Genomic DNA, 25,396 nt, shown 5'->3' on the forward strand with positions numbered 1-25,396 from the left:
TTCAGTATTGTTTAAAAATGTAATACTTAATGAGTGACGGTTGTCACATGATCGGTGTTGGCCCTATAGTTCCCTACGGATCGGGTGCCATACCAATGATGGCCCCGTCAACTTTCAGGCATTACACCGACCACCGCGGTCATGTCTCCATGGAGTCGACAATGAAGCGCAAGCCCGATCTGGTCATGACTCTGGTGTTGCTGTTTGGCATCGGCGTGGTGGCGACCGGCTACGCCCAGGCGTTGGTGGGTAGCTGACCCTCGAGGCAACCCGAGCCCCTCGACGAGCGTCCCGATACGCAACCGACGGCCGATGTACATCATCGGCCGTCGGCCTTTTTGGTAGGGCGTATCACGCGTTTGTCGCTGACGATGGCATCCAGAGGGACGTCCCAGGGTGCGATTGGCAGGCGTTCTACCCGCTGGCAATCGTGGGCCAGGCCGAATAATCGGGGGCGAGGTCCTGGTCGGCGGGTAAACGCCAGCGTGCGATCGTAGAAGCCGCCACCCATGCCGATACGCTGCCCGTGATCGTCGAACCCCACTAGCGGCAACAGGATCAGGTCCAGCGCCCAGGCGGGAAGACGCCTCGCACGATGTGCGCCGTGACGTGTCATTGGCTCGGCAATACCGAAGCGATTGGTCACCATCGGTGTGTCGGCATGATAATGGACGAACCACAGGGCATTGAGGGATAGCGGTCGCAGCACCGGCAGGTAGACTCGAGCGTGGCGCCGCCGGAACCAGGTTATCAATGGGGTCGGGTCGATCTCGCCATCGTTGGGCAGGTAAAGGGCGACACGACGGGCGCGTCGGATTTCCGGCAGCTGACGAAGATTCCGGCAGAGTCGTTCGGTGGCCTCACGGCGTTGCTCGAGGGTCAGCGCACGACGCCGGCGACGCAGTTCGCGGCGCAGGTCATGACGAGGTCTGTCGTGAGACAGGGGAGCGGCGATTTCCTTCATGGTAGGCATGTCGGATAAGGTTCCCCAGAGTGCCGCTGTCGTTCTGGCCCTTGAACCCATTGGTTCAAGGTGGGTGGCCGCAGCCGAACCGTCAGGCTTTCCGACGCACGGACGTGCACACGGGTCCGGCTAGCATTTGGCCCCCTGGGTATTGCGCATAGGCTCGAGGGACGATAACGACTGGCAAACACCCCAGGGAACCCCTTCATCCTAACAGAGCGGGAGTGGGGTCCAAAGCAATGAATGCGCGGTCAGCGTTGCGGTGTGTCCACCAGTGCCTGGTCGAGTCGCTTGCTGAGCTGGCTCAGCTGCTGCTCGTCGCTGCGCTGTGTTTCCAGTGCCTCGAGGAGTTCATTGGTGATATTAAGCGCTGCCATGATGGCGATTCGTTCGGACCCCAGTACCTTGCCGCGGGCGTGAATGCCCTGCATGGCACGGTCCAGGTAGCGAGCCGAGCGCTCAAGCTTGTCCTGCTCGTCGGGAGAGCAGGCGATGACGTAGCTGTGCCCGAGCAAGGTGATTTCGGTGGTCGGCCGCGTGGCGTCGTTCATGACTGGCTCCGGTTCGGTCCGGTCGGGGCGATTGCCGCGCGTCCCGGCGTCCCGATGCGTTAACATCAATGGGTGTAAGCGATTCAAACGCCACTATAAGAGAGCCTTTCTCGGCCGGTCAACGGCGCGCGTTGCCGCCGGAGGATACCACCATGGCTCTCAACATGTGTGGCCTCATCACGGATTTTTCCATGTCATTGATCAATGAACGCCTCGACTTTTCCACCATCGCCGATCTGTTCCTGCTGCACGGCAGCATGCAGTCCCCGGCCTTTCTCGATGGCAGGCTGTGCGCCGCACTGGCGTTGCACGATATTTCCGTTGAGGCTTGGTTGCAGGAAGTCTGCCTGACGCTGGGTGTGGAGCAACCACGCGACGAACAAGCCGCCGAGCGGTTCCTGGCCTGGCGCCGACAGACGCTTGACGCGCTCGCCGCGGTCGAGCTCGATTTCGAGCCGCTGTGGCCGGACGAGCTTTTCACACTCGGCGAGCGGGCACAGGGTCTCAAGGAGTGGACACTTGGCTTTCTTGAGGTCGTCAGCGACGCTGGAGACACGCCCCGCGATGCCTGGTCGAGCGCCTTGCGCGAGGCCCTGGCAGACCTGGAGGGAGTGGCCGCAATGGACACCGATATCGACGACAGCCCCGAGAACGAGAACGACCTGTTCGCGTTGGCCGAGCATGCTCGTATGGCCGCCATGTTGCTCTATACCGAGCAGCATCCCGGCATGCCCCAGGTCGAGCAGACCGACGCCCCGACCCAGCACTGAGAACTTCTCTTCATCCTTCGCCATCGAGGAGCCGCGATGCTGCCCGAGAGTCTGCCCCGCCCCGCCCCTATCAGCAATGCGGAATACTGCCAGCGCCGTGAGGCCCTGATGGCTTCGCTGCCCACCGATACTGCAGTGCTGCTGCCCGGGGCGTCGCTGATGACACGCTCGCGCGACAGCGAGTTTACCTTTCGTCAGGACAGTGATCTGCACTACCTGACCGGCTTTCCCGAGCCGGACGCCCTGCTGGTCCTGTTGCCAGGCCGCGAGGAAGGGGCGAGCGTGCTGTTCTGTCAGGACCGTGACCCGGCGCTGGAGGCCTGGACCGGCATTCGTCTGGGTGCCGACGGGGCCGTTCGCGAACATGGACTCGACCAGGCCTTCGAGAACGCCGAGCGTGAAGAGCGTCTCGAGGCGCTGCTCGACGGGCGTACCACGCTTTACCTCCCGCTGGCGGACGGCGAGGCGCTGGCGCTGGCCGAAGACATGCGCCAGCGCCTCGCCGCTCGGGCACGACGCGGTGCTCGGGCTCCCGAGGTCTTCGCCGACCTGGCTCCCCACCTCCACGAACGTCGCCAGATCAAGAGCGAGTCGGAACTCGCCTTGATGCGCCATGCCGCGTTGATTTCAGCGCAGGCGCATCGGCGTGCCATGCATGTCTCTCGACCGGGCCTTGCCGAGTACCAGTTGCAGGCAGAGCTAGAGCACGAGTTCCGTTGGCGGGGCGGTAGTGGCCCCGCCTACGCCAGTATTGTCGGCGGCGGTCGCAATGCCTGTGTGCTGCACTACATCGAGAACCGCGATGTCCTCCGCGACGGCGAGCTGGTATTGATCGATGCCGGGGCCGAGTTTGATCTCTATGCCGGCGACATCACCCGCACCTTCCCGGTCAACGGCCGTTTCAGCGCAGCGCAGCGTGCACTCTATGACGTGGTGCTGAGTGTGCAGATACAGGCCGTGGACGCCGTACGCCCCGGGGTGACGCTGCTCGAGATTCATGACGCCGTCGTGCGCGGTCTCACCGAAGGACTCATCAGCCTGGGGCTGCTCAAGGGGGAGGTGCAGGCGCGCATTGACGACGACAGCTACCGGCGCTTCTATCTGCATTCGACATCGCATTGGCTAGGGCTCGATGTGCATGACGTCGGGCCCTACCGTTGTGATGGTGCCCCGTTGCCGCTTCGCCCTGGCATGGTCCTCACGGTTGAGCCCGGTCTCTACATCCCCGCTGACGAAGATATTCCCGAGGCCTTTCGTGGGATCGGCATTCGCATCGAGGACGACGTCGCGGTGACCGAGGCAGGACATGACATTCTCACCGCTTCGGTCCCCAAGCAGGTGGCTGAGATTGAGGCATTAATGATCAAGAAATGACCAATGGGTAAAGGGCCTATCATGCCTTTACGTAATGTACATTATGAAATTATCGGGAGCCGTGATGCACGTGACGGCTGAAACGCAAGTAGATATCGCCATTATTGGCGGCGGGCTGGTAGGGGCCAGCCTGGGCTGCGCCTTGGCACCCCTGATCGAGCGACTGGAATTGACGGTGGCGGTCATCGAACCCGCGTCCTTGAATCAGCGGGTTGAGGCGCCCTGGCAACCCAGCTTCGATGCCCGGGCCAGCGCCATCGCCCAAGGGTCGGCGATCCACTTTGCCAGAATGGGCGTATGGCCGGACATGCGCGACCAGGCGACACCGATTCGACAGATCCACGTCAGCGAGCAGGGGCGTTTCGGTGCCACGCGATTGCGTCACGAGGACCTGGGCGTCGACGCGCTGGGGTACGTGATTCCCAATGCCTGGATGGGACGGGTATTGCACCGCCGCTTGAAGACGCTGCCCCTGGACTGGCATTGCCCCGCCGCGGTTGAGGAAATTACTCCTGCGGCGAGGGGTTACCGGCTAGGGCTCTCCACCGGTGAGCACTTGCAGGCCGGGTTGACGGTGCTGGCCGACGGAGGGCGATCGGGCCTCAAGGAGCGCCTCGGCATCGATAGCCGTGAGAAACCGTACGACCAGGTGGCGATCATCGCCAGCGTTGAAACCAGTGAGCTCAATCACAGCACGGCATGGGAGCGATTCACGCCGGAAGGACCGATTGCGCTGCTACCGCTGCAGGGCCAGGCGATGGAACTGGTCTGGACCCACGAGGCCGGCCGCGAGAGGCGCCGCCTGTCGCTGACCGATGGCGACCTGCTCGACGAATTACAGCAAGCCTTCGGTGATCGGGCAGGGCGCTTTCGTCGGATCGGCAAGCGCCATGCCTATCCCTTGTCTCTGATCACCGCGCGGGAAACGATACGCCCCGGGCTTGCCGTGCTGGGCAATGCCGCGCATTCCTTGCACCCGGTGGCCGGGCAGGGATTCAACCTGGCCCTGCGCGGGGTCATGGATCTCGTCGCCGCGCTCGACTCGGGGCTGTCGCAGGGCGAGGACGTGGGTAGCCTGGCGGTGCTGAACGACTTCGATGCTCGGCGCAGCGCCGATCGGCACAATGTGATCCGCTTCAGCGATGGCTTGATACGATTGTTCGGCATCGATAGCCCGATGCTCTCCCATGCCCGCGCGGCGGGGCTGGTGGGGCTCAACCTGGTGGGGCCGATGAGACGCACCCTGGCCAGGCGGGCCATGGGGCTGGAACGCTAGTGCTAGGGCCATAACATGTCGATTGAGGTTGCCCATTAGGGCAATGCCGGCAACGGACCTTTGACACCATGAGGTAGCACGAGATGCAGCACCCCGCTCAGAATCCAGACACCTTCGCTGTGGTCATTGTCGGCGGCGGCATGGTGGGCGCCTGTCTGGCCTGCCTGCTGGGCGAGGCAGGTATCGAGGTGGCGCTGCTGGATGCGCGAAGCGCTCCTCTCGCCGCCGAGACAGTCGGTAAGGGCAATCCAGGTCAACGTGTCAGTGCACTGACCCCAGTGTCGCAACGGCTGCTGGAGGGCATCGGCGCCTGGCCCTGGATACAAGCCCGACGTGCCAGCCCCTATCGGTTCATGCAGGTATGGGACGGCGAGGGCAGCGGAGAGGTGAACTTCTCCGCCGATCAGGCCAGGGTTTCGGTGCTGGGGCATATCGTCGAAAATGACGTGATCCTCGCTGGCCTCGAGGCGCGCCTCGCCGGCCTGCCCTCGGTCCACCCGCGCTTCGACGCCAGGGTCACGGCGCTGGAAGGGGGTGACGATAAGCGAGTCGTGCGTCTCGAGAATGGCGACCGATTGGCCGCACCGCTGGTGATCGCCGCCGATGGCGCTCGTTCACCGTTACGTGACCTGGCGGGTATCGATGTGCAGAGCCGCGAGACCGGCCATTCGGCGCTGGTGACCACGGTCCGCACACAGCGCCCCCATGGCGAAGTGGCGCGTCAGGTATTCTTGCCGACCGGGCCGCTCGCCTTCCTGCCGCTGCTCGTCGATGATGCCCAGCATCACTGCTCGATCGTCTGGTCGACCTCGCCGCAGGACGCCGAACGCCTGGCGGCCCTGATGCTCGAGGCGCTCGGGGCCGAGATGGGCGCCGCCCTGGAATATCGGCTGGGGGAGGTGGAGGTGATCGACCGCGCCGTCACGGTGCCCCTGACCCAGCGTCACGCCGAGTGTTACTCGATGCCGGGGCTGGCGTTGGTGGGCGATGCCGCGCACAGCATCCACCCCCTGGCCGGCCAGGGGGTGAATCTTGGCTTGATGGATGCTGCTGTGCTGGCGGAAGAACTGTGCCGGGCCCGCCGCCGAGGTGTCCCGTTAGGTGATGCGCGCGTGCTCGCGCAGTATGCGCGCCGTCGGCGCGGTGACAACGCCGCCATGCTGGCACTGATGGACGCTTTCCGACTGCTGTTCGGCGCGCGCCATCCGGCGATCAGCCTGGCACGCAATCTCGGCCTGTCCGGCGTCGATCACCTGGTGCCACTCAAGCGCCTGCTGATGCAGCAGGCGATCGGCCATCGCGGCAGGCTGCCAGCCTCGTGCCGCTGAGTTCAGCGATCGCGCTGGCTGAGCACATTCAGCGCCTTGAGTAGATTAAGTGCTTCGCCGAGCTGATAATCCTCACGCAGGCGCTCACTCATCTCGCTGCGCCGGCGGGGGCCGTTGCGGTTCTCGAGATGGCCCTGCAGGTCTGCTTCGCGCACTTCCAGGCGGCTGGATTCGGCGACTTCGATCCGTCCGCGCACCACTTCCACGTCGGGCTCGATGCCCTGGGCCTGGATCGAACGGCCGTTGGGAGTGAAGTACAGCGCCGTGGTTAGCTTGAGGCCTTCGTCATTGCCTAGCGGCATGACCTGCTGAACCGACCCCTTGCCGAAGCTGCTGGTACCCATCACCACGCCGCGGCGCTGGTCCTGCAGGGCGCCGGCGACGATTTCCGCCGCTGAGGCGCTGCCGCCATTGATCAATATTACCAGCGGGACATCGGCAGCGACGGTGGCGCGGTTGGCCGAGAAGCGCATACCCGAGTCGTTCAGGCGTCCCTCGGTGTAGACGATCAGGCCTTCATCGAGGAAGGCGTCGGCGACGTCCACCGCCGCCTGCAGTACGCCCCCGGGATTGTTGCGCAGGTCCAGTACCAGACCATCGAGCGGCCCATCGCGCTGCATGTCAGTGATGGCATCTCCGACTTGCTCGCCGGTGCGGTTCTGGAACTGACTGACCCGCAGGTAGCCGAAGCCGGATTCCAGCAGTTCACTCTTGACGCTCTCGGTGCGAATGATCTCGCGGGTCAGCGTGACATCGCGCGGCGCGTCGGCGCCCTGGCTGAGGATGGTCAGCCGGATCTCGCTGCCTGGCTCACCGCGCATCAGGTTGACGGCTTCCTGCAGGGACAGCCGGTCGGTAGGCGTATCGTCGATACGCAGGATCGCATCCTGGGCTTGCAGACCGGCCCGCGACGCTGGGGTGTCGTCGATGGGCGTGATCACCGTGAGCTGGCCATCCTGCAAGCCGACCTCGATGCCCACGCCGCCGAATTCGCCCTGGGTCGACTCGCGCAGGCTCTCGAACTCCTCCTTGTCGAGAAAGGCGGAATGCGGATCGAGCTCGCTGAGCATGCCGCGCATGGCGTTGCGCAGCAGGGTGCTGTCATCGACCTCCTCGACATAGGCGCGCTTGATGCGCTCGAACACCTCGGCGAAGGTCTGGATGTCTTCCACGGGAAGCTCATCCGGTCGAGCCTCGCCCTGCTGACCCCCATTCTGCTGGGCCCTGTCTTGCTGGGCTAGGGCAGCTAACGGCAGGGACAGCAGAGCAACAGCGCTCAGCGTCGTCAACAGGCGTCGCGTCGGACGTCGTCGCTTCGGGCGCAGTCGCGCAAGGGTAGGACCGGCGGGACGTGAATACATGCAAACTCCGCAGTTCCAGCAACAAGGTTGCCCAGCATAGCCCGCCCCCGGGCGACAAGGGAATAGCGCTAGCGGCTGGCGACCCAGGATTGCGGGTCAATGGGGTCGCCATCGCGGCGGACCTCGAAGTACAAGCCGGGACGATCCTGGCCGCCGCTGACGCCGACACCGCCGAGTGTGTCGCCGCGAGAAACTGCTTGGCCGACCTGCACGACGAAATGCTGCAGATGAGCATGTAAGGTCATCACCTGATCACCATGGTCGATGATCAAAAGGTTGCCGAAGCCGCGCATCCAGTCGCTGAAGACCACCCGGCCGGCATGCACCGCCGTGACCGGTGTGCCTTCCGCGGCCAGGATCAGCATGCCATTGCGATGCACCCCCTCACCGTTCTGGAAGCGCGATGCCAGCGAACCCTGGACTGGCCAGGGCAGCTTGCCGCGGGTCCGCTCGATGGCGGTGGAGGGCGGAGGCCGCTCCAGGCGTGCCAGCTCCTCCTGTACCTGGCGCAGCACCCGCTCGGCATGGGCGCGGTCCTGGTTGAGGTCCTCGAGGCGTGCCTGCTCGGAGACATAGCGGCCTTCGAGCGCAGCCAGCAGCGTTTTGCGCTCCGCCATGCGCTCGGCCAGCTCGGCACTGCGCTTAGCCAGCTCGGCGGCCAGGGCATCGAGACGCTCGCCTTGGGTCTGGAGGTTGCGACGATTGTCAGTCAGCGCGGCATCCAACTGGTTCAGCTGGTCGAGGCGCCGGTGACGGGCCTCGGCCAAGGCGTTGAGGTAGCGCTGCAGGCGGTCTAGCCGGGCGGGGTCGTCCTGGTTCAGTAGCAGCTTGAGCTGCGGAGTCGGACCGAGGCGATAGAGCGCCTTCAGTTGGCCTTCAAGCGCCTCAACCTGCTCGGCGCGTTCGGCCTGGAGGTCGTCGCGCCTGGCCTGAAGAGTCTCGATCTCGACGGTGAGCTGGCGACGCTCGGCCTGCAGGGCGTCCAGGCGCCGGTGGGTCTCGGCCAGTGAAGTCTCCACGTCGCGCAGCGCCTCGCTGGCCTCATCGCGAGCCAACTGGGTGGACGAGAGGCGCTGGTTCAGCGCCTGGATATCCTCACCGATGGCGTCGAGTCGCTGCCGGGCTGCCGCCTCGTCGGGCGGCGAGCCCGTCTGGGCTAGCGTGGGCTGAGCTAGCATGGCAAAGCCCAGGCCGATACCAAGCAGCAGCACGGCAAGCCTGTTGATACGCTTCGCTCTCCCTTGGTCATCGGCTCGCGGCATCAAGAGACGTCGATCAGCACCCGGCCGGTCATGTCCTCGGGGACGGGCTGGCGCATCATCGCCAGCAGCGTCGGTGCCAGGTCGCACAGGCGGCCATCGTCGCGAAGCGATGCCTCACGGGTGCCAACATAGACCAGGGGCACCTCGAAGGTGGTGTGGGCCGTCTGCGCCGCGCCGGTCTCGGGATTGACCATCTGTTCAGCGTTGCCGTGGTCGGCGGTGACCAGACAGGCGCCACCGGCGCGCTGCAGGGCTTCCACGGCCCGGCCGAGACAGGCATCGACGGTCTCGATGGCCTTGACCGCGGCGTCGAAGTCGCCGGTGTGCCCGACCATATCGCCATTGGCGTAGTTGCAGACGATCAGGTCGAAAGTGCCCGAGTCGATGGCTTCGACCAGCCTGTCGGTGACTTCGACGGCACTCATCTCCGGCTTCTCATCGTAGGTCTTCACGTCACGCGGCGACGGCACCAGGATGCGCGTCTCGCCGACGTACTCGTCCTCGCGGCCACCGGAAAAGAAGAAGGTTACATGAGGATACTTCTCGGTCTCGGCGATGCGCAGCTGGGTCAGGCCGCGCTGCTCCATGACCTCACCCAAGGTGTTGTGCAGCGCCGTCGGCGGAAAGGCGGCGGGGGCGGAGATGTTGTCCGCGTACTGGGTCAGCGTCACCAGGCCGTCAGCGGCAAGCGTCGGGCGCACCCGGCGTTCGAAGCCCTCGAAATCCTCATCCACCAAGGCGCGGGTCAACTCGCGGGCGCGATCGGCACGGAAGTTCATGAAGATGGCGGCATCGCCGTCCTCCATCGTGACCGGGGCGCCGTTGGGGCGCAGACTGGTAGCGGTGACGAACTCGTCGTTCTCGTTGCGGGCGTAGGCATTTTGCAGCCCGATTTCCGCACTGGACGCCTCGAACTCGCCCACACCCTCGGTGACCAGGCGATAGGCCTTCTCGACGCGATCCCAACGATTGTCGCGGTCCATGGCGAAGTAACGGCCGATGATCGAGGCCACAAAACCGTTCTCGGCACCCACCAGTTCGGCCAAGTGTGCATTGGTGCGTTCCAGCGACCTCATGGCGCTTCTGGGCGGCATGTCGCGCCCGTCCAGAAAAGCGTGCACGAAGATGTGCTGGGCACCGCGGCGAGAGGCTAGTTCGGCCATGGCCAGAACGTGATCTTCATGGCTGTGCACGCCACCCGGCGACAGCAGGCCAAGCAGATGCACTGCCTTGCCCGCGGCCACGGCGGCATCGATGGGCCGCGTCAGGACGTCGATGGTATCCAGTTCACCATCTTCGATGGCCTTGGTGATGCGGGTGAAGTCCTGGTAGACGATGCGTCCGGCGCCCAGGTTCATGTGGCCGACTTCCGAGTTGCCCATCTGGCCGTCCGGCAGACCGACGTGGTGGCCATCGGTATGGATCAGGCTGTGCGGGTGCGACTGCCAAAGCCGGTCCATGACCGGCGTGCGGGCGGCCAGCACGGCATTGTTCTCGGCATCCGGGTTGTGGCCGTAGCCGTCAAGAATAATCAGGGCGACGGGACGTGGCGCTGAGGTCGCGGAATCGGTCATGGGAGGTGCCTCGTGGTGGGGGCGACCCCACGAAGAATACGGGACGCTAATCGGGGTCGCGACTTGTGGCTGCATGCGGCATCATATCGCACGGTAGCGTCGGGCGTCATGACCGACCCCACGGCCGTGGCGCGCTGGCGCTTCGTGTATACTGGTTTTCGCCCGGCGAGGTGCATTGGCACCCTGTCGGCCCAATATCCATCAAGACCCCCGACGAGAGCTATCAGGACCCATGATCGACCAGCTGATCGACTTCGTGCAGAACCACCCGCTGCTGGTGGGTGCTTTCCTGCTGGTGCTGACCGCCTGGATCGCCTACGAGATCCGCAGCAGCGGCGCCAGTGGTGTGACATCCAGCCAGGCCACCCAGCTGATCAACCGCGAGGATGCGATCGTCGTCGACATTCGCGAAGCGGGCGACTTCAAGGCCGGCCACATCGCGGGCGCACGCAATTTGCCTCAGAGCCGCCTCGACACGCGCCTCAGCGAACTCGACAAGTTCAAGGACAAGCCGGTCATCGTGGTCTGCAAGCACGGCCAGAGTTCCGGTGCGGCACTTGCCAAGCTGGTGAAAGCCGGTTTCGAGCGCGCGGTCAAGCTCAAGGGCGGTATGAGCCAGTGGCAGGCCGATGGCTTGCCGGTGGTCAGGAAATAACCGACCCTTTTTTCTTATTTCGTATTATCGTTTCAAAGGACCTTTCCCCATGGCGGAAGACAACAACCAGAACGCTGGTGCGGCGGCCGGACAGCAGGACAAGCCGCAGCTGCAGTTCGCCCTTCAGCGTATCTACGTCAAGGACATCTCCTTCGAGTCGCCGAACTCGCCGGCGGTTTTTCAGAAGCCGTTCAAGCCCAAGGTCGGCCTGGATTTGAATACCTCCAGCCAGCAGATTGACGAGAGTCTTTATGAGGTCGTGATCAAGGTCACCGCTCAGGTCTCTCACAGTGAGGAAGGCACGACGTCCTTCCTGGCCGAGATCGAGCAAGCGGGCCTGTTTCGTATCAGCGGCATCGAAGGGCAGCAGCTCGAGCACACCCTGGGCGCCTTCTGCCCCAATGTGCTCTTTCCCTACGCCCGCGAGTGCATCGACAACCTGGTCAACCGGGGCGGTTTCCCGCCGCTGATGCTGGCACCGGTCAACTTCGAGGCGATCTACGCCCAGAAGAAGAAGCGCCAGGCCGAACAGGCCAAGCAGCAGGGCGAGCAGACGACTCAGTAAGCGTTTCGGGGCCCGCTATGAAGACGCCAACGAAAGCCCCACGCCTTTTCGTCGCCGCCGACTTCACCGTCGGCGGCGACGTCGTTCTGCCCGAAGGCCCGGCCCGCCATGTGGCACGCGTGCTGCGCCTGTCGCCGGGGGCGCCCGTGGTGCTGTTCGATGGGCACGGACGCATCGCCAGGGCGCTGCTCGTCGAGGCCGACCGCAAGCGGGTCGTGGCACGCGTCGAGGCCGTCGAAGCCGGTCGCGGCGAGTCGCCCTTGGCGGTTCACCTGGGCCAGGCGATCTCCAAGGGTGATCGCATGGACTTTGCGATCCAGAAGGCGGTGGAGCTGGGCGTGGCGGCGATCACGCCGCTCTACACCGAGCATGGCGATGTGCGCCTCAAGGGCGAGCGTGCAGCGAAGAAGCTGGCCCACTGGCAGGCGGTGGCCGCCAGCGCCTGCGAGCAGTGCGGCCGCGCCACTTTGCCGCCCGTGCATCCGCCGCTGCCGCTTGCCCGGTGGCTCGCCGACCGCGACGAGGCGTTGCGCCTGGTACTGCATCCCGGCGCCGCCGCTGGCGCTCTGGGCCAGGCCGAGTCGCCCGCCAATGCAGCGCTGCTGATCGGCCCCGAGGGCGGACTCTCGGTAGATGATTTGGAGGCGGCGTTTTCCAGCGGCTTCTCGCCGCTGTCGCTCGGCCCGCGCATCCTGCGCACCGAGACCGCCCCGGTGGTGGCGCTGTCGTTGCTGCAGTACCGCTTCGGCGATCTGTGAACGCGGACTCGCTTCAAAACCTTTCCCTTTTCCCTTTGCCCTTCGCCCCTCACTCCATACTCTTTATATATTGCACCGGAGGTCCGCCATGCCCGATTCCCGAGATCGTCGCCCGCCGTGTTCCGCCCCGGCACGCCCGGCAGGCACGCGCAACTATCGCGCGCCCAGGGTGGCGGTGGGCGATGTTGCCTACCTCGAGGTGGTCACCGTCAATGAGACGGGCGCCTTTCTCGATTGGGGGCACCCCCGCGACCTGCTGCTGCCCTACGGCGAGCAGCGTTTCCGCCCCGATGTCGGCAAGCGCGTGCTGGTGGTCGTCTATGCCGATCAGCAGGGCCGCCCGGTGGCCTCCCAGCGACTCGATCGGCACATCGAGGATGAGTCATGCGGACTGGCGCCGGGTGATGCGGTGCGGCTGGTGATCGCCGAGCAGACCGATCTGGGCTTCAAGGCGGTGGTCGAGCATCGTTTCTGGGGGCTGCTCTACCGTGACGATGTCACCCAGCCACTGCGGCGGGGCCAGCGCCTCTCCGGCTATGTGAAGCGCGTGCGCGACGACGGCCGCCTGGACCTCTCGCTGCTGCCACCCGGCTCGGCGCGCCTCGACGTGGTCGGTGATTCGGTCCTCAAGGCGTTGCGCGAGAGCGGTGGTTATCTGCCGCTCTCTGACAAGAGCTCGGCGGAGGAGATCAAGCGCCGGCTCGGGGTCAGCAAGAGTGCTTTCAAGCAGGCTATCGGTCGGCTCTACAAGCACCAGCGTATCGTCATCGATGGGGGCGGGATTCGGCTGGTGCCCGGCAGCCAGGAATCAGGCGAGCGTTGAGTGCCCTTGGTGTTGCTCATGGCCCTGCGGCATACTCACCCTATTCACTTGCCAAGTCAGGAACGCTGATCCGATGAGCGAACGCACCCTCCGGGTGGGTGTGGTGATGGATTCCATTGCCGACATCACCTACAAGAAAGATACCACCATGGCCCTGCTGTGGGCAGCGCGGGTCCGTGGCTGGTCGCTGCATTATCTGGAACAGGAGGATCTGTTTCTGCGCGAGGGGCGTGCTTTCGGCCGCCTGCGTGACCTCGAGGTGCATCGCGACCCGAGCCACTGGCATGACCTGGGCGCGTCCGAGGTCATGCCCCTGGCGGATCTGGACGTCATCCTGATGCGCAAGGACCCGCCGGTGGATGCACACTTTCTCAACGCCGTGCATCTACTGGGCTTTGCCGAGCGTGAAGGCGTGTTGGTGGTCAACCCAACACGGGCGCTGCTCGAGTGCAACGAGAAGCTCTTCGCCCAGCAGTTTCCGCAGTGCTGCACGCCGACGCTGGTGTCGTGCCGCGATGCGATGTTGCGCGCCTTTCACGCCGAGCATCACGACGTGATCTTCAAACCGCTGGACGGCATGGGCGGGAGCGGGATCTTCCACGTGCAGCCCGAGGGGCGCAATCTCGGCGCGATCATTGAAACGCTCACGGAGCGCGGCCAGCGCCAGATCATGGCCCAGCGCTACATCCCCGAGATCAAGGACGGCGATACCCGCATCCTGTTGGTGGATGGCGAGCCTGTGCCCTATGGCCTCGCCCGAGTCCCCATGGCCGGCGAGACTCGCGGCAATCTGGCCGCAGGGGGTAACGGCATCAGTCGCGAGCTCACCGATCACGACCATTGGCTGGTCGACCAGGTCAGGCCGATGATCCGCGACAAGGGACTGTTGTTCGTGGGCCTCGACGTGATCGGCGACTACATCACCGAGATCAACGTCACGAGCCCCACCTGTGTGCGCGAGATCGACGACCAACGCGGCACCGATATCGCCGGCCTGCTGATGGACGCCATCGAGCGCCGCCTGGGGTAAGGCATGTCGGTTCTCATCAGCGACCCCACCCATTATGCCCCGGTCACGCGGCCCTACCGCCGCTGGCTGGCCGTGTCGCTGGCGCTGTTGATCCACCTGGTGGTCATCGGCGTGGTGGCGAGCTGGCAGTTCACCCCCGCGCCGGCCGAGCGCACTAGCCTCGATGTGGTGCTGGTCACGCGTCCCACCGCGCCGCCCACGGAGGCCGAGGCCATCGCCGACGCCGATCAGCGGGCCGCGGGCCAACAGCAGGAGCAGGCCCCGGCCGAGACGCGAGCTGCGACCAGCGACGTCGACCCTGCCACCCAGGCGCTGGCGCAGCAGCCCGATCGGGCCGACCCCGACGCGCTGCCCGCGGCCAACGTGTCGCCCGGCGAGACCCAGACGCTGCCCGAGCCGAGTGTCAGCGCCCCCCCGACCGTCGCATCCGCTGAGCGGCCCACGGCGGCGCCTTCGGCGTCGGGTCGCGATCTGCTGGCCCAGGCAACCGCCAGCATCCGCGAGCAGGGGCTGGCCGCCGAGACCCTTGGTCCCGGCGGCGATACTCACCAACAGGCCGCGCGGCGTGCCGCCGAGGCCCGTTATATCGATGACTGGACCCGACGGGTGGAGGATTACGGCAACCGCGTGCATCCCGCGCCCCGCGAGTTTTCCGGCCAGCTACGTATTCGGGTCGTGGTCGGTCGCGATGGCGAGCTTCGCCAGGCGGAGGTGGTACAATCGTCAGGACACGCCGAACTCGACCAGGCGGCACTGGATACCGTGCACGGCGCGGCGCCCTACCGGCCCTTCGATCCGGGTATGGGCGATCTTGACAGCCTGTCGATTACCCGCGTCTGGCGGTTCGGCCAAGGCAACCATTACGGCGTGCGTTAGGACCGCCGAGGAGTCTCATGCAATCCTTGCAAAACTTCGGCTTGAAGAATCATTTCCTGCTGGCGATGCCGCACCTGGAAGATCCCAACTTCGCCGGTAGCCTGAGCTATCTCTGCGACCATGACGAGAACGGCACCATGGGCGTCATCGTCAATCGTCCATTGGAGCTGACTCTCGATGCGTTGTTTGAGCAACTCGAGCTCAAGGGCGACGACAGCCCGCATCGTCAGGCGCCGGTCTATTATGGCGGCCCGGCTCACAAGGACCGCGGCTTCATTCTGCATCGTGGTGACAGCACCCCCTGGGATTCCAGCATCCAGGTCGCCGAGGATATCGCCCTGACCACCTCGATGGACATCCTCCAGGCGCTGGCTGCGGGCACCGGACCCGAGCAGTTCCTCGTCTGTCTGGGCTGTGCCGGCTGGGAAGCCGGTCAGCTCGAACAGGAGCTGCTGGACAACGCCTGGCTGACCGTCGACGGGCGCACCGACATCCTCTTCGATGTGCCGGCCGAGCAGCGCCTGGGCGCCGCGGCGGGCATTCTCGGGGTCGACCTCAACCTGATGACCCGCGAGGCAGGACATTCGTGATGATTGAGGACAGGCACTCTTGAGGGTCGTGCCGGGGTGGGCTTGATGGCCAGGAGGAAGGGTTCCGATGGCTGAGCCGGGCCAGCGCACGGTGCTGGCTTTCGATTTCGGCACTCGACGCATCGGCGTGGCGGTGGGCAACGAGCTGCTCGGTAGCGCCAGCCGGCTCGACCCGCTGACCGCACGCGATGGTATTCCCGACTGGCAGGTGGTCGAACAGCTGGTCGCGACCTGGCAACCGGATCTGTTCGTCGTGGGCCTGCCGCTTGAGCTCGACGGCAGCGAGCGCGAGATATGCCTGCGCGCCCGAAAATTCGGCAAGCGCCTGTTCGGCCGCTTCGGCGTTCCCTGCGATATGGTCGATGAGCGCGGATCGACACGTGAGGCCAAGGCGATTGCCCGCGAGGAGGGCCATCAGGGCAACTATCGGCAGGAGGGTGTGGATGGGATCGCGGCCGCCCTGATTCTCGAGAACTGGTTCATCCGGCATGAGGGAGCGCCGCCGAGCGCATGAGCCACATCGGCGGCGTGGTCAGTCAGCCCGGGCGGGCTCAGGCGGCCGGCGCCTTGTCGTTGCCGTGCTGGGCGCGAAGATCCTGAAGCGTGATGCACGTGAACGTCTGTATAAAGTAGGCGAGTGTCGAGGGACGCTTGAAGCTCTTCTCGAAGGACTCTTCCTGCTCGCCGTAGCGGCGTGTCACGCTGGCGCGATAGCGATCGCCTGTCTTGACCATTCTTACTTTTGCCTGGCGATCGGCTTCCTGCTTCTCGACGACCAGCTCCGGCTGGCTTTCCAGCAGCTGCCCCAGATGCGCGCCTTCCTCGATTTCCTCATCCGACGCCCAAAGTTCCTGGTCGCGATCGCCATAGCGATAGAGAATCGCGAGCAGCATCGCCGAGAAGATAGCGCCGCTGAGCAGCCAGGTAATGTCGGCATTGGTGACCGGCATGGTGAACACCGCCAGCAGTTGCAGCACCACCCCGATGGCCAGCAGCGCGGTAAAGGGCCGCCAGCTATGAGAGTTCATGAATCCCTTGCCGAGGATATAGCCCCAGAGACCGAGTACTGCCACGGCACCCACCAGCAGCTGTGCAATGGATACCAGCGAACCGGCTCCCAGCGTCAGGGCGATCAGGCCTACGACAATCAAGGCGCTGTAGAATACCGCCAGCAGAATATAGGCGCGTTGCAGGTTCATGAGATTCTCTCTCCTTGTTATCGGTTTGCCATTCGCAGCAGGTATCTTCTCGTAATGCGGGCGATATCACCACCAGCGCCGCCTCCTTCGCTCCTCGATGGGTCACTAGCTTAGGCGATCTCGGCGCGCCCGGGTACCGCTTATAGCGCCGGGTCGTCAACGCCAAGAGTGGGCGGCACGAACCAGCGTACCGGGCGCAGGTCATGCTCGATCAGCGCGTCCACCCCCAGCAAGGTGGCGAAGATCGCCATGCGCACGGGGATGCCATTGTCGGTCTGACGGAAGATCGCCAGCCGCGGGTCGCCGTTGAGGTCGGTATCGAGATCGTTGGCATCGGCACGGCTGTCGCGGGGCAACGGGTGCATGACGATGGTGCTGTCCGTGCAGCGATTGTCGAGAAAGGCGCGATCCACGGTGAAGTCGCGGCTGAGCCCACCGAAGCTCTCGTCCATTTCGGCGGTGAAGCGCTCTTTCTGAATGCGGGTGGCGTAGATCACGTCCAGATCGCTGAAATTGCCGGCCAGGCTGTCGCGTTGCTCTACCCGGTGGCCGCGTGACACGACCCGGTCAATTACCTGGCTTGGCATCTCGAGCCCCGGCGGTGAGACCAGCGTGAAGCGCATGGGTGCGTAGAGCGAGAGCAGCTTGATCAGCGAATGCACGGTGCGCCCGTACTTCAGGTCGCCAGTAAGCAGCACATGGGCACCGGCCAGCCGCTTGCCGAGCCGGGTAAATTCCTTGTCGATAGTATAGAGGTCGAGCAAAGCCTGGCTGGGGTGTTCGCCGGGGCCGTCGCCCCCGTTGATCACTGGTACGTTGGTTGCCGCGGCGAATTCGGCCACCGAGCCCTGGTCGGGATGGCGCATGACGATGGCGTCGCAATAGCCGCTCATCACGCGGCTGGTGTCGTAGAGCGATTCGCCCTTGGCCATCGACGAAAACGTGAAGCCGGTGGTGTCGCAGACGCTGCCACCCAGCCGGCAGAAGGCTGCATTGAAGCTTACCCGGGTGCGGGTGCTGGCCTCGAAGAACAGGTTGCCGAGTACCGCCCCCTCCAGTACCCGTGTCACCTGTCGACGCTGGGCGATGGGCTCCATGCGCGCGGCGACCCGCAGCAGATGATCGACATGATCGCGGGACAGGGAATCAACGGACAGCAGGTGGGAACTCATCGAGGCGGCCTCGGCTTAAGACGGAGAACGAGGGCTAGTGTAACGCTACCCCGCGCTGGCTTCACGAATCGTGCAGGGCTTTGTCGGGGTCGTATGAGTGTCAGGTGGTCGGTGGCACTCGGCCGCCGAACCGCGCGGTGATCTCGGCGGCGGTATCGCGCACCATTGTCCCAAGTTCCGGCAGCCTCGCTTCCGGAATGCGGGCGACCGGACCGGACACCGAGATGGCGGCCAGCGGGATGCCGTATTCGTCGTGCAGGCAGGCGGCCACGCAGTGCAGGCCGATAGCATGCTCTTCACGGTCGCAGGCATAGCCCTGGCGTCGCACCTCGAGGAGACCCTCGCGCAGCACCTCAGGGCTGTGCAGGGTATTCGCGGTGAGCTTTTCCAGGCCGTGCTCGTCGAGGATGTGCTCGAGCTCGTCGTCTGGCAGCCAGGCCATCAATGCCTTGCCGACCCCCGAGGCATGCAGCGGCGCCCGCGAGCCGAGCCGGGTGATCATGCGCATCATCTGCGGCGACTCGCTCTGGGCGAGGAATACCGCCGTGCCGCTATCACGCACCCCGAGGTTGGCGGTCTCGCCAGTCCGGGCGGTCAGGCGACGCAGCAAGGGGCGGCTGGCGCCGACGAAGTCACGCGCTTCGAGGAAGCTGTTGCCGATACGAAAGGTCTTGACGTCGATCTTCCAGACGCCGAGTTCGTTGTCCTGGGTGACGAAGCCCTGGCTCTGCAAGGCCTGCAGCAGGCGATGGGTGGTGGAGGGCGCCAGATCGGTCTGTTCTGCCACTTCGGAGAGCACCAGGCCGCCGGGACTGAGTGATAGACGCTCAAGGAGGTTGAGGCCCCGTACCAGCGATTGACTATGCCCGCTGGTGCTCTTGCCTGAGCCGGCGGGCCGCCCCGCCGTTCTGCGCTTGCTTTCACTCACCTGCTTTCTCCTTGAGCCGTCTTGATGCCGGGTGACAGGATACCGCCTCGCGACGGGACTGTCTTGATGCGGAAATGCGTTCCACTGTTTGGCTCGGCCATGACCCTCTTCCCCTCAGGTGAGAATTTTTGAACGTTTAAGACAGTAAGGTCTCATTTTATTAACCGTTAACCCGGTCCATGCTGTTTTCATGACAATAACCGCGAACCCGCAAGAGGACAGGACCATGTTCGATCTGGGCACCCATCTCTCATCTGCCAATGATCACGCCGCGCAGCCCAGCAACGCCGGCGGCGCCGCGCTCAATCATCATTACTGGATGCCGTTCAGCGCCAACCGCGATTTCCACGACCACCCGCGAATGATCACGGCGGCGGATGGGCGTTACTTCATCGACGATCAGGGACGGCGGTTGTTCGACTCGCTCTCGGGCCTGTGGACCTGCGGCGCCGGCCACAACCGGGTCGAGATCCAGCAGGCGGTGGCCGCTCAGCTCGGCAGCCTGGATTTCGCACCGGGCTTTCAGCTCGGCCATCCGCTGGCGTTTCAGCTCGCCGAGAAGGTTGCGAGCTTCACCCCGGCGGGTCTCGATCATGTGTTCTTCACCAACTCCGGGTCGGAGTCCGCGGATACCGCCGTGAAGATGGCCAAGGCCTACTGGCGGCTCAAGGGGAGGCCCGAGAAGACCCGCATGATCGGGCGTGCCAAGGGCTATCACGGGGTCAATGTCGGCGGCACCAGCCTCGGCGGCATCGGTGGCAACCGCAAGCACTACGGCCAGCTGATGGACGTCACCCACCTGCCGCATACGCTCCAGCCGACACTGTCCTTTACGCGCGGCCAGGCCGAGTCGGGCGCGGCGCTCGCCGATGCACTGCTCGACCAGATCGCCCTGCACGATGCCTCCAACATCGCCGCGGTGATTGTCGAGCCCATGTCCGGCTCGGCGGGTGTGATCGTGCCGCCCAAGGGATATCTTGATCGGCTACGCGAGATCTGCACCACCCACGACATATTGCTGATCTTCGACGAGGTGATCACCGCCTTCGGGCGTAGCGGGGCCAGGACCGGGGCCGAGGCCTTCGGCGTGACGCCGGACCTCATGACCCTCGCCAAGCAATTGACCAACGGTGCCGTGCCCATGGGCGCGGTGGTCGCCTCCGGCGAGATCTTCGATACCTTCATGCACGCCGGGGGGCCGCGCCACGCCATCGAGTTCCCGCATGGCTATACCTATAGCGCCCACCCAGTGGCCTGTGCGGCCGGGCTGGCCGCCCTGGGGATGGCCGAACGTGAGGATTTCCCGGGTCAGGTACGCCACATCGCCCCGGTATTCGAGGACAAGCTGCATGCCCTGAAGGGGCGCCCGCACGTGGTCGATATCCGCAATTACGGCCTGGCCGGGGCGATCCAGCTGGCACCGCGCGATGGTGACCCGACCGTTCGCCCGCGCGATGCCCACATGGCGTTGTGGGAGGCCGGCTTCTACGTGCGTTACGGCGGCGACACCCTGCAGTTTGGCCCTCCCTTCGCCACCACACCCGAGGAGCTCGAACGGCTGTTCGACGCCGTGGCGACCACCCTCGACATGCTGGGTTGAGCCACTCGACAAGGCGTCTCGACAGCCTGTTGCGATGCCTTGTTATAGTTAATGACTATCGATAAAGTAGGATCGGTTGATTTTAGACTTTCGGCTAATGCCGTTACGCTGCCAGGACATTTTTACACTCTGTCAATCGCAAGGAGCGACACCACCAATGTCTCTGATCAATACCGAAGTTAAACCGTTCAGTGCTACGGCTTACCATAATGGCGAGTTCATTGATGTCACCGAGGATAGCCTGAAGGGCAATTGGAACATCTTCTTCTTCTATCCGGCCGACTTCACTTTCGTTTGCCCTACCGAGCTGGGTGACCTCGCCGACAAGTACGAGGAATTCAAGCAGCTGGGCGTCGAAATCTATAGCGTTTCCACCGATACGCACTTCACCCACAAGGCGTGGCACGACAGCTCCGAGACTATCGGCAAGTTGCAGTATCCGATGCTCGCCGATCCGACCCACACCCTCTCGCGCAACTTCGAGGTGCTGATCGAGTCCGATGGCGTCGCCGAGCGCGGCACCTTCGTGGTCGATCCCGACGGCAAGATCCAGATTGTCGAGCTCAATGCCGGCAATATCGGCCGCAATGCCGAGGAGCTGTTGCGCAAGGTCAAGGCCGCTCAGTACGTGCGGGCCAACCCGAACGAAGTCTGCCCGGCCAAGTGGGAAGAAGGCGAAGATACCCTCGCACCGTCCCTCGATCTGGTCGGCAAGATCTAAGCGATTCGACCTGCCGACGAAGCCCGTTCTCGCTTCGTCCGTTCACGCCCGGGTCCGGTGTCAATGACGCCCGTCCGGGTTTTTTCCCAGGAAACACGATACGCCATGTCCCGCATGGTGGGCGCGCGATGGCGCCATGTTTCCGATTCTGTTACCCCGACATCAAGGACCGCCGCTGTCATGTTGGACGACAATCTGAAAAGCCAGCTTAGCGCCTATCTGAACAAAGTCACTCAGCCGTTCGAGATCGTCGCGTCCCTCAATGACGACGCCAAGTCTCAGGAACTCCACCGACTGCTGACCGACATCGTCGGGCTGACCGACAAGATCACTCTGACCACCGACGGTGACGATACTCGCAGGCCCTCCTTTACCCTGAAGCGCTCAGGGCAAGAAACCGGCATCGTCTTCGCCGGCATCCCCATGGGGCACGAGTTCACCTCGCTAGTGCTGGCCCTGCTGCAGGTCGGTGGCCATCCGCCCAAGGCTTCTCAAGAAGTCATCGAGCAGATCAAGGGTCTCGAGGGTGAGCTGCATTTCGAGACCTATTACTCGCTTTCCTGCCAGAACTGCCCCGATGTGGTCCAGGCGCTGAACCTGATGGCGATCCTCAACTCGGGCGTCCACCACGTGGCCATCGATGGCGCACTCTTCAAGGACGAGGTCGAGACGCGCGAGGTGATGTCGGTGCCGAGCATCTACCTCAACGGCGAGCCCTTCGATCAGGGTCGCATGGGCCTTGAGCAGATCCTCGCCAAGGTCGATACCGGCCTCGCCGAGCGTGAGGCCGCCAAGCTCAGCGAGAAACCGGTCTTCGACACCCTGATGATCGGGGGCGGCCCGGCCGGCGCCGCGGCGGCGATCTATGCCGCGCGCAAGGGCATCCGCACCGGTGTGGCTGCCGAGCGTTTCGGCGGCCAGGTACTCGATACCATGTCCATCGAGAACCTCATCTCCGTGCCCCATACCGAAGGGCCCAAGCTCGCCGCGGCGCTGGAGGAGCACGTCAAGGAGTACGAGGTCGATATCATGAACCTGCAGCGCGCGGTGGCGCTGGCACCAGCAGCTGAAGCCGGCGGCGAGCACGAGGTTCACTTCGCGTCCGGCGCCAGCCTCAAGGCCAGGACCCTGGTGCTGGCGACCGGCGCCCGTTGGCGCGAGATAGGGGTGCCCGGTGAGGCCGAGTATCGCAACAAGGGCGTGGCCTACTGCCCGCACTGCGACGGCCCGCTGTTCAAGGGTAAGCGTGTGGCGGTGATCGGCGGCGGCAACTCCGGCGTCGAGGCGGCCATCGATCTGGCCGGCCTGGTGGCTAAGGTGACCCTTATCGAGTTCATGGACGAGCTGCGCGCCGATGCGGTGCTGCAGAAGAAGCTCGCCAGCCTGCCCAACGTCGAGGTCATCAAGGGCGCACGCACTACCGAGGTCAACGGCGATGGCAAGCGCGTCAACGGTCTGACCTACGAAGAACGCGCTAGTGGTGAGATCCGCAAGGTCGAGCTGGAGGGCGTGTTCGTGCAGATCGGCCTGGTACCCAACACCGAGTGGCTAAAGGGTTCGCCCATCGAGCTGTCGCCGCATGGCGAGATCATTACCGACGAGCGAGGCATGACCTCGGTGCCCGGTATTTTCGCCGCCGGCGATGTCACTACCGTGCCCTACAAGCAGATCGTCATCGCCCTGGGCGAAGGGTCGCGTGCGGCGCTGGGCGCCTTCGACCATTTGATCCGTAGCTGACCCGGCTGCTCGGGTCTTGGACCTGTGGCTAATAGCCGAGCTTGAGAGAGCGTGCGAGGATTCGCCGCGATGTCAACGAGGGCAGGATTGATCGGGTAAGCCACACCGGCGGCCAGCAGGCCGTCTTTATGCCTGCTGCCGGGTATTGGCCGGTGCAGGTGATGGTTGATCAATCTTTTCGTAGCCAGCCCTTTTCGTGGCCAGCCCTTTTCGGAGATAGGCCACTATGCCTACCGCGTCACCAAGCATCCGTGGCCCGGTGAGCGCGACCCAGCCCAGCGGCTGTGTGCTGATTCTCGATGCCGATGCCTCGCGGGTCCTGCAGACCAGTGCCAACCTGCCGGAGATACTGGGTGTATCAGTCGATGCGGCGCTGGCAGAAGGGCCGGGGCGCTTGCTGGGTCATGACTTGGCTCGACGCCTGCGCCGCGAGTTGCAGGGCCGCCAGCGCCTCCCTGGCGCCCTGTCGATCAAGCGTCGGGTGGCTGGCGGGTTGCGCAGCCTGCAGCTCGATGCTCGACGCAGCGGTGATCGGGTTCTGGTTGAAATCGAACCGTTGATCCGGCAAGGCAAGCGGCGGTTGTTGGCGACGCTTAATGCCTGGCTGATGCGCCTGGCCGCCGCCGATCATCCCGACGAACTCCTCGATTCGCTAGTGGCCGGGGTGGCCGATCTCACTGGCCATGACCGAGTGTTGGTGTGCGGCTTTGACGCAAACGGCCACGGGGCGGTGGTCGCCGAAAGATGTGCCCCTGGCGTGCCATCGTTCATTGGCATGCGCTTTCCCGCCAGTGATTTCCCCCCGCACATGCGCGAACGTTCCGATGTCAGGGCAGCTGCGGTGCCACTGATACCGGCCCTCGATCCTTGCCGCCAGACGCGCGCCGATCTGTCGACGAGCTTGCTGCGCAGTATCTCGCCCGAGCAGCAGCGCTACCTGACGGGTATGGGTGTGGCGTCGCTGTTGTCGATCGGCATGCACGGCGATGGCGGTCTCTGGGGTCTGGTGCTGTGCCACGGTATGGCGCCGCATGCCTTGTCGCCAGCAGTGCGCGATGCAGCCCTCGGTCTGGTGCAGATGGCCACTCAACGGCTGTTTCTGCTGCGCGCGCGCTCCGAGGCGCGATTTCTGCAGCGCGTTCAGGAGAGCCGCGCGTTGCTGGACGCCGAGCTGTCGGTCCCGGATACATTGCTCCGGCGTCATGGCGACAATTGGCTGGAGCTATTTAGTGCCCAAGGGCTGGTGCTGGTGATGCCTGAAGGCAATGGGCAGCTTGGCCAGGTTCCCCGAACTGCGAGCCTGGCGTTGCTGGTTGAGCGTCTCGAGACCACTCATCACCGTCCCGGCCCCTGGGTGAGCCAGGCGTTGGGCCACGAGCCCCTTACCTCCGATCTGGCGCTTGATGGCGCCTGCGGCCTGCTGGCCGTTGCCTTTTCGCTGGGGGAGTGGCGGCGCGGCTGGCTGCTGCTCTTTCGCCCCGAGCAGCGCGAGACCTATGCCTGGGTGGGGTTGCCTGACAGCGGGCTTGAAGCCGCCTGCCCGGGCGAAGCCCTTCCTGACGAACAAAACTTGCTGGGGCGGCTGTTCAGCCAGTGGCAGGAGGAAATCAGCGGCCATAGCGCCGCCTGGGAGCGAATCGAGCGTCTGGCAGCCCGAGATCTCGCCGAGCAACTTGCGGTCGTGGCCTCGGCCCAGGAGATCAATCGGCTCTACTGCAGCCTGCGTCAGGAGCAGCAGGCGCTGGCCGAGGCTAACCGCCGGCTCGAGCACCTGGCCCACCACGACGCCCTGACACGAGTATGGAACCGCTATCGCATCGAGCAGGCCATGGATGCCGAGCTTACCGCTGCCGAGCGCTGTAGCCGGCCCATGGCGGTATTGCTGTTCGATATCGATCACTTCAAACGCATTAATGACGACCATGACCATGAGATGGGTGACCGCGTGCTGACCATGCTGGCTCGTGAGGTGGAATCGACCTTGCGCGGCTGCGATTACCTGGGCCGCTGGGGCGGCGAGGAGTTTGTGGTGCTGGCGACCAGCAGCGATCTCGACGCCGGCCTGGGCTTGGCCGAGCGCCTCAAGCAGCGGATCGGCGCTATGGCGATTCCCGGCCTGCCGTGCCGGATCACTGCCAGCTTTGGCGTGGCTGCCTGGCGCCGCGACGACACCCGCAAGAGCCTGCTCTCCCGCGCCGATGACGCCATGTATCGCGCCAAGGAGGCGGGCCGCGACCGCCTCGAAGCGCAGGGGTAGCATTTTTCTAATAAAAGGCGTAACC

The 25,396-nt window shown here is 64.5% G+C and carries 24 protein-coding genes and 1 other RNA gene; 16 read left to right on the plus strand and 9 right to left on the minus strand.

Annotated features, from left to right (window positions below):
- Positions 1-319: 319 nt before the first annotated feature.
- The 3 genes from KG088_RS07100 to KG088_RS07110 form a co-directional block, all read right to left on the minus strand.
- Positions 320-973 (minus strand): 5-formyltetrahydrofolate cyclo-ligase, encoded by a 654-nt coding sequence (locus KG088_RS07100; RefSeq protein WP_213824803.1) that lies wholly within the window; start codon positions 971-973, stop codon positions 320-322.
- 8 nt (positions 974-981) lie between these two features.
- Positions 982-1,166: non-coding RNA, 6S RNA (ssrS, locus tag KG088_RS07105), on the minus strand.
- Positions 1,167-1,215: 49 nt separating this feature from the next.
- Positions 1,216-1,515: a cell division protein ZapA gene (locus KG088_RS07110; protein WP_213824804.1), complete on the minus strand. Its 300-nt coding sequence runs from the start codon at positions 1,513-1,515 to the stop codon at positions 1,216-1,218.
- A 191-nt stretch (positions 1,516-1,706) separates the two neighbouring features.
- Between KG088_RS07110 and KG088_RS07115 the strand changes: the two genes are divergently transcribed.
- The 4 genes from KG088_RS07115 to KG088_RS07130 all read left to right on the plus strand — a co-directional run bounded on the left by KG088_RS07115 (position 1,707) and on the right by KG088_RS07130 (position 6,263).
- The gene (locus KG088_RS07115) at positions 1,707-2,285 is read left to right on the plus strand and encodes a UPF0149 family protein (protein WP_213824913.1); all 579 of its coding nucleotides are present in this window, start codon (positions 1,707-1,709) and stop codon (positions 2,283-2,285) included.
- A gap of 36 nt (positions 2,286-2,321) precedes the next feature.
- Complete coding sequence (pepP, locus tag KG088_RS07120) at positions 2,322-3,659, plus strand: Xaa-Pro aminopeptidase (RefSeq protein ID WP_213824805.1); 1,338 nt, start codon at positions 2,322-2,324, stop codon at positions 3,657-3,659.
- A gap of 64 nt (positions 3,660-3,723) precedes the next feature.
- Positions 3,724-4,935, plus strand: a complete 1,212-nt coding sequence (gene ubiH / locus KG088_RS07125) for a 2-octaprenyl-6-methoxyphenyl hydroxylase (protein WP_213824806.1) — start codon at positions 3,724-3,726, stop codon at positions 4,933-4,935.
- A gap of 83 nt (positions 4,936-5,018) precedes the next feature.
- Positions 5,019-6,263 carry a UbiH/UbiF/VisC/COQ6 family ubiquinone biosynthesis hydroxylase gene (locus KG088_RS07130; protein ID WP_213824807.1) on the plus strand — a complete coding sequence of 415 codons (1,245 nt, stop codon included), beginning with the start codon at positions 5,019-5,021 and terminating at the stop codon, positions 6,261-6,263.
- Positions 6,264-6,265: 2 nt separating this feature from the next.
- Here the strand turns inward: KG088_RS07130 and KG088_RS07135 are convergent, their stop codons facing one another.
- The 3 genes from KG088_RS07135 to gpmI all read right to left on the minus strand — a co-directional run bounded on the left by KG088_RS07135 (position 6,266) and on the right by gpmI (position 10,460).
- Entirely contained in the window at positions 6,266-7,624 is a 1,359-nt protein-coding gene (locus KG088_RS07135; protein ID WP_250148117.1) for a S41 family peptidase, read from the minus strand.
- A 68-nt stretch (positions 7,625-7,692) separates the two neighbouring features.
- A complete protein-coding gene (locus KG088_RS07140; RefSeq protein ID WP_213824808.1) occupies positions 7,693-8,886 on the minus strand; it encodes a murein hydrolase activator EnvC family protein in 1,194 nt (397 codons plus the stop codon).
- Positions 8,886-10,460, minus strand: a complete 1,575-nt coding sequence (gpmI, locus tag KG088_RS07145) for a 2,3-bisphosphoglycerate-independent phosphoglycerate mutase (RefSeq protein ID WP_213824809.1) — start codon at positions 10,458-10,460, stop codon at positions 8,886-8,888. Before gpmI ends, KG088_RS07140 begins: the two co-directional genes overlap by 1 nt.
- 232 nt (positions 10,461-10,692) lie before the next feature.
- On the opposite strand from gpmI, the gene KG088_RS07150 reads away from it, so the two are divergent.
- The 8 genes from KG088_RS07150 (at position 10,693) to ruvX (ending at position 16,271) form a co-directional block, all read left to right on the plus strand.
- Complete coding sequence (locus KG088_RS07150; protein ID WP_213824810.1) at positions 10,693-11,115, plus strand: rhodanese-like domain-containing protein; 423 nt, start codon at positions 10,693-10,695, stop codon at positions 11,113-11,115.
- A gap of 49 nt (positions 11,116-11,164) precedes the next feature.
- Entirely contained in the window at positions 11,165-11,680 is a 516-nt protein-coding gene (secB, locus tag KG088_RS07155; RefSeq protein ID WP_213824811.1) for a protein-export chaperone SecB, read from the plus strand.
- Positions 11,681-11,697: 17 nt separating this feature from the next.
- Complete coding sequence (locus KG088_RS07160; protein ID WP_213824812.1) at positions 11,698-12,438, plus strand: 16S rRNA (uracil(1498)-N(3))-methyltransferase; 741 nt, start codon at positions 11,698-11,700, stop codon at positions 12,436-12,438.
- Between the two features lie 88 nt (positions 12,439-12,526).
- Positions 12,527-13,261, plus strand: a complete 735-nt coding sequence (locus KG088_RS07165) for a CvfB family protein (RefSeq protein WP_213824813.1) — start codon at positions 12,527-12,529, stop codon at positions 13,259-13,261.
- Positions 13,262-13,334: 73 nt separating this feature from the next.
- Entirely contained in the window at positions 13,335-14,291 is a 957-nt protein-coding gene (gene gshB / locus KG088_RS07170; RefSeq protein WP_213824814.1) for a glutathione synthase, read from the plus strand.
- A 3-nt stretch (positions 14,292-14,294) separates the two neighbouring features.
- On the plus strand, positions 14,295-15,167 hold the full coding sequence (locus KG088_RS07175) for an energy transducer TonB (protein WP_213824815.1): 873 nt from the start codon (positions 14,295-14,297) through the stop codon (positions 15,165-15,167).
- Between the two features lie 17 nt (positions 15,168-15,184).
- Positions 15,185-15,757 (plus strand): YqgE/AlgH family protein, encoded by a 573-nt coding sequence (locus KG088_RS07180; protein ID WP_213824816.1) that lies wholly within the window; start codon positions 15,185-15,187, stop codon positions 15,755-15,757.
- 67 nt (positions 15,758-15,824) lie between these two features.
- Positions 15,825-16,271 (plus strand): Holliday junction resolvase RuvX, encoded by a 447-nt coding sequence (ruvX, locus tag KG088_RS07185; RefSeq protein ID WP_213824817.1) that lies wholly within the window; start codon positions 15,825-15,827, stop codon positions 16,269-16,271.
- A 37-nt stretch (positions 16,272-16,308) separates the two neighbouring features.
- Here the strand turns inward: ruvX and KG088_RS07190 are convergent, their stop codons facing one another.
- The 3 genes from KG088_RS07190 to KG088_RS07200 form a co-directional block, all read right to left on the minus strand.
- On the minus strand, positions 16,309-16,956 hold the full coding sequence (locus KG088_RS07190; protein ID WP_213824818.1) for a hypothetical protein: 648 nt from the start codon (positions 16,954-16,956) through the stop codon (positions 16,309-16,311).
- 140 nt (positions 16,957-17,096) lie between these two features.
- Positions 17,097-18,128 (minus strand): aspartate carbamoyltransferase, encoded by a 1,032-nt coding sequence (locus KG088_RS07195; RefSeq protein WP_213824819.1) that lies wholly within the window; start codon positions 18,126-18,128, stop codon positions 17,097-17,099.
- 100 nt (positions 18,129-18,228) lie between these two features.
- A complete protein-coding gene (locus tag KG088_RS07200) occupies positions 18,229-19,056 on the minus strand; it encodes an IclR family transcriptional regulator (protein WP_213824820.1) in 828 nt (275 codons plus the stop codon).
- A gap of 319 nt (positions 19,057-19,375) precedes the next feature.
- On the opposite strand from KG088_RS07200, the gene KG088_RS07205 reads away from it, so the two are divergent.
- From KG088_RS07205 to KG088_RS07220, 4 genes are all read left to right on the plus strand, one after another.
- Positions 19,376-20,656: an aminotransferase class III-fold pyridoxal phosphate-dependent enzyme gene (locus KG088_RS07205; protein ID WP_250148138.1), complete on the plus strand. Its 1,281-nt coding sequence runs from the start codon at positions 19,376-19,378 to the stop codon at positions 20,654-20,656.
- A gap of 157 nt (positions 20,657-20,813) precedes the next feature.
- Entirely contained in the window at positions 20,814-21,377 is a 564-nt protein-coding gene (gene ahpC / locus KG088_RS07210) for an alkyl hydroperoxide reductase subunit C (protein ID WP_213824822.1), read from the plus strand.
- A 180-nt stretch (positions 21,378-21,557) separates the two neighbouring features.
- On the plus strand, positions 21,558-23,114 hold the full coding sequence (ahpF, locus tag KG088_RS07215) for an alkyl hydroperoxide reductase subunit F (RefSeq protein ID WP_213824823.1): 1,557 nt from the start codon (positions 21,558-21,560) through the stop codon (positions 23,112-23,114).
- Positions 23,115-23,340: 226 nt separating this feature from the next.
- On the plus strand, positions 23,341-25,371 hold the full coding sequence (locus KG088_RS07220; RefSeq protein ID WP_213824824.1) for a sensor domain-containing diguanylate cyclase: 2,031 nt from the start codon (positions 23,341-23,343) through the stop codon (positions 25,369-25,371).
- Positions 25,372-25,396: the final 25 nt, after the last annotated feature.

The organism is Halomonas jincaotanensis (assembly GCF_018448785.1).
In the GTDB taxonomy this organism is placed as follows: Bacteria; Pseudomonadota; Gammaproteobacteria; order Pseudomonadales; family Halomonadaceae; genus Halomonas; species Halomonas jincaotanensis.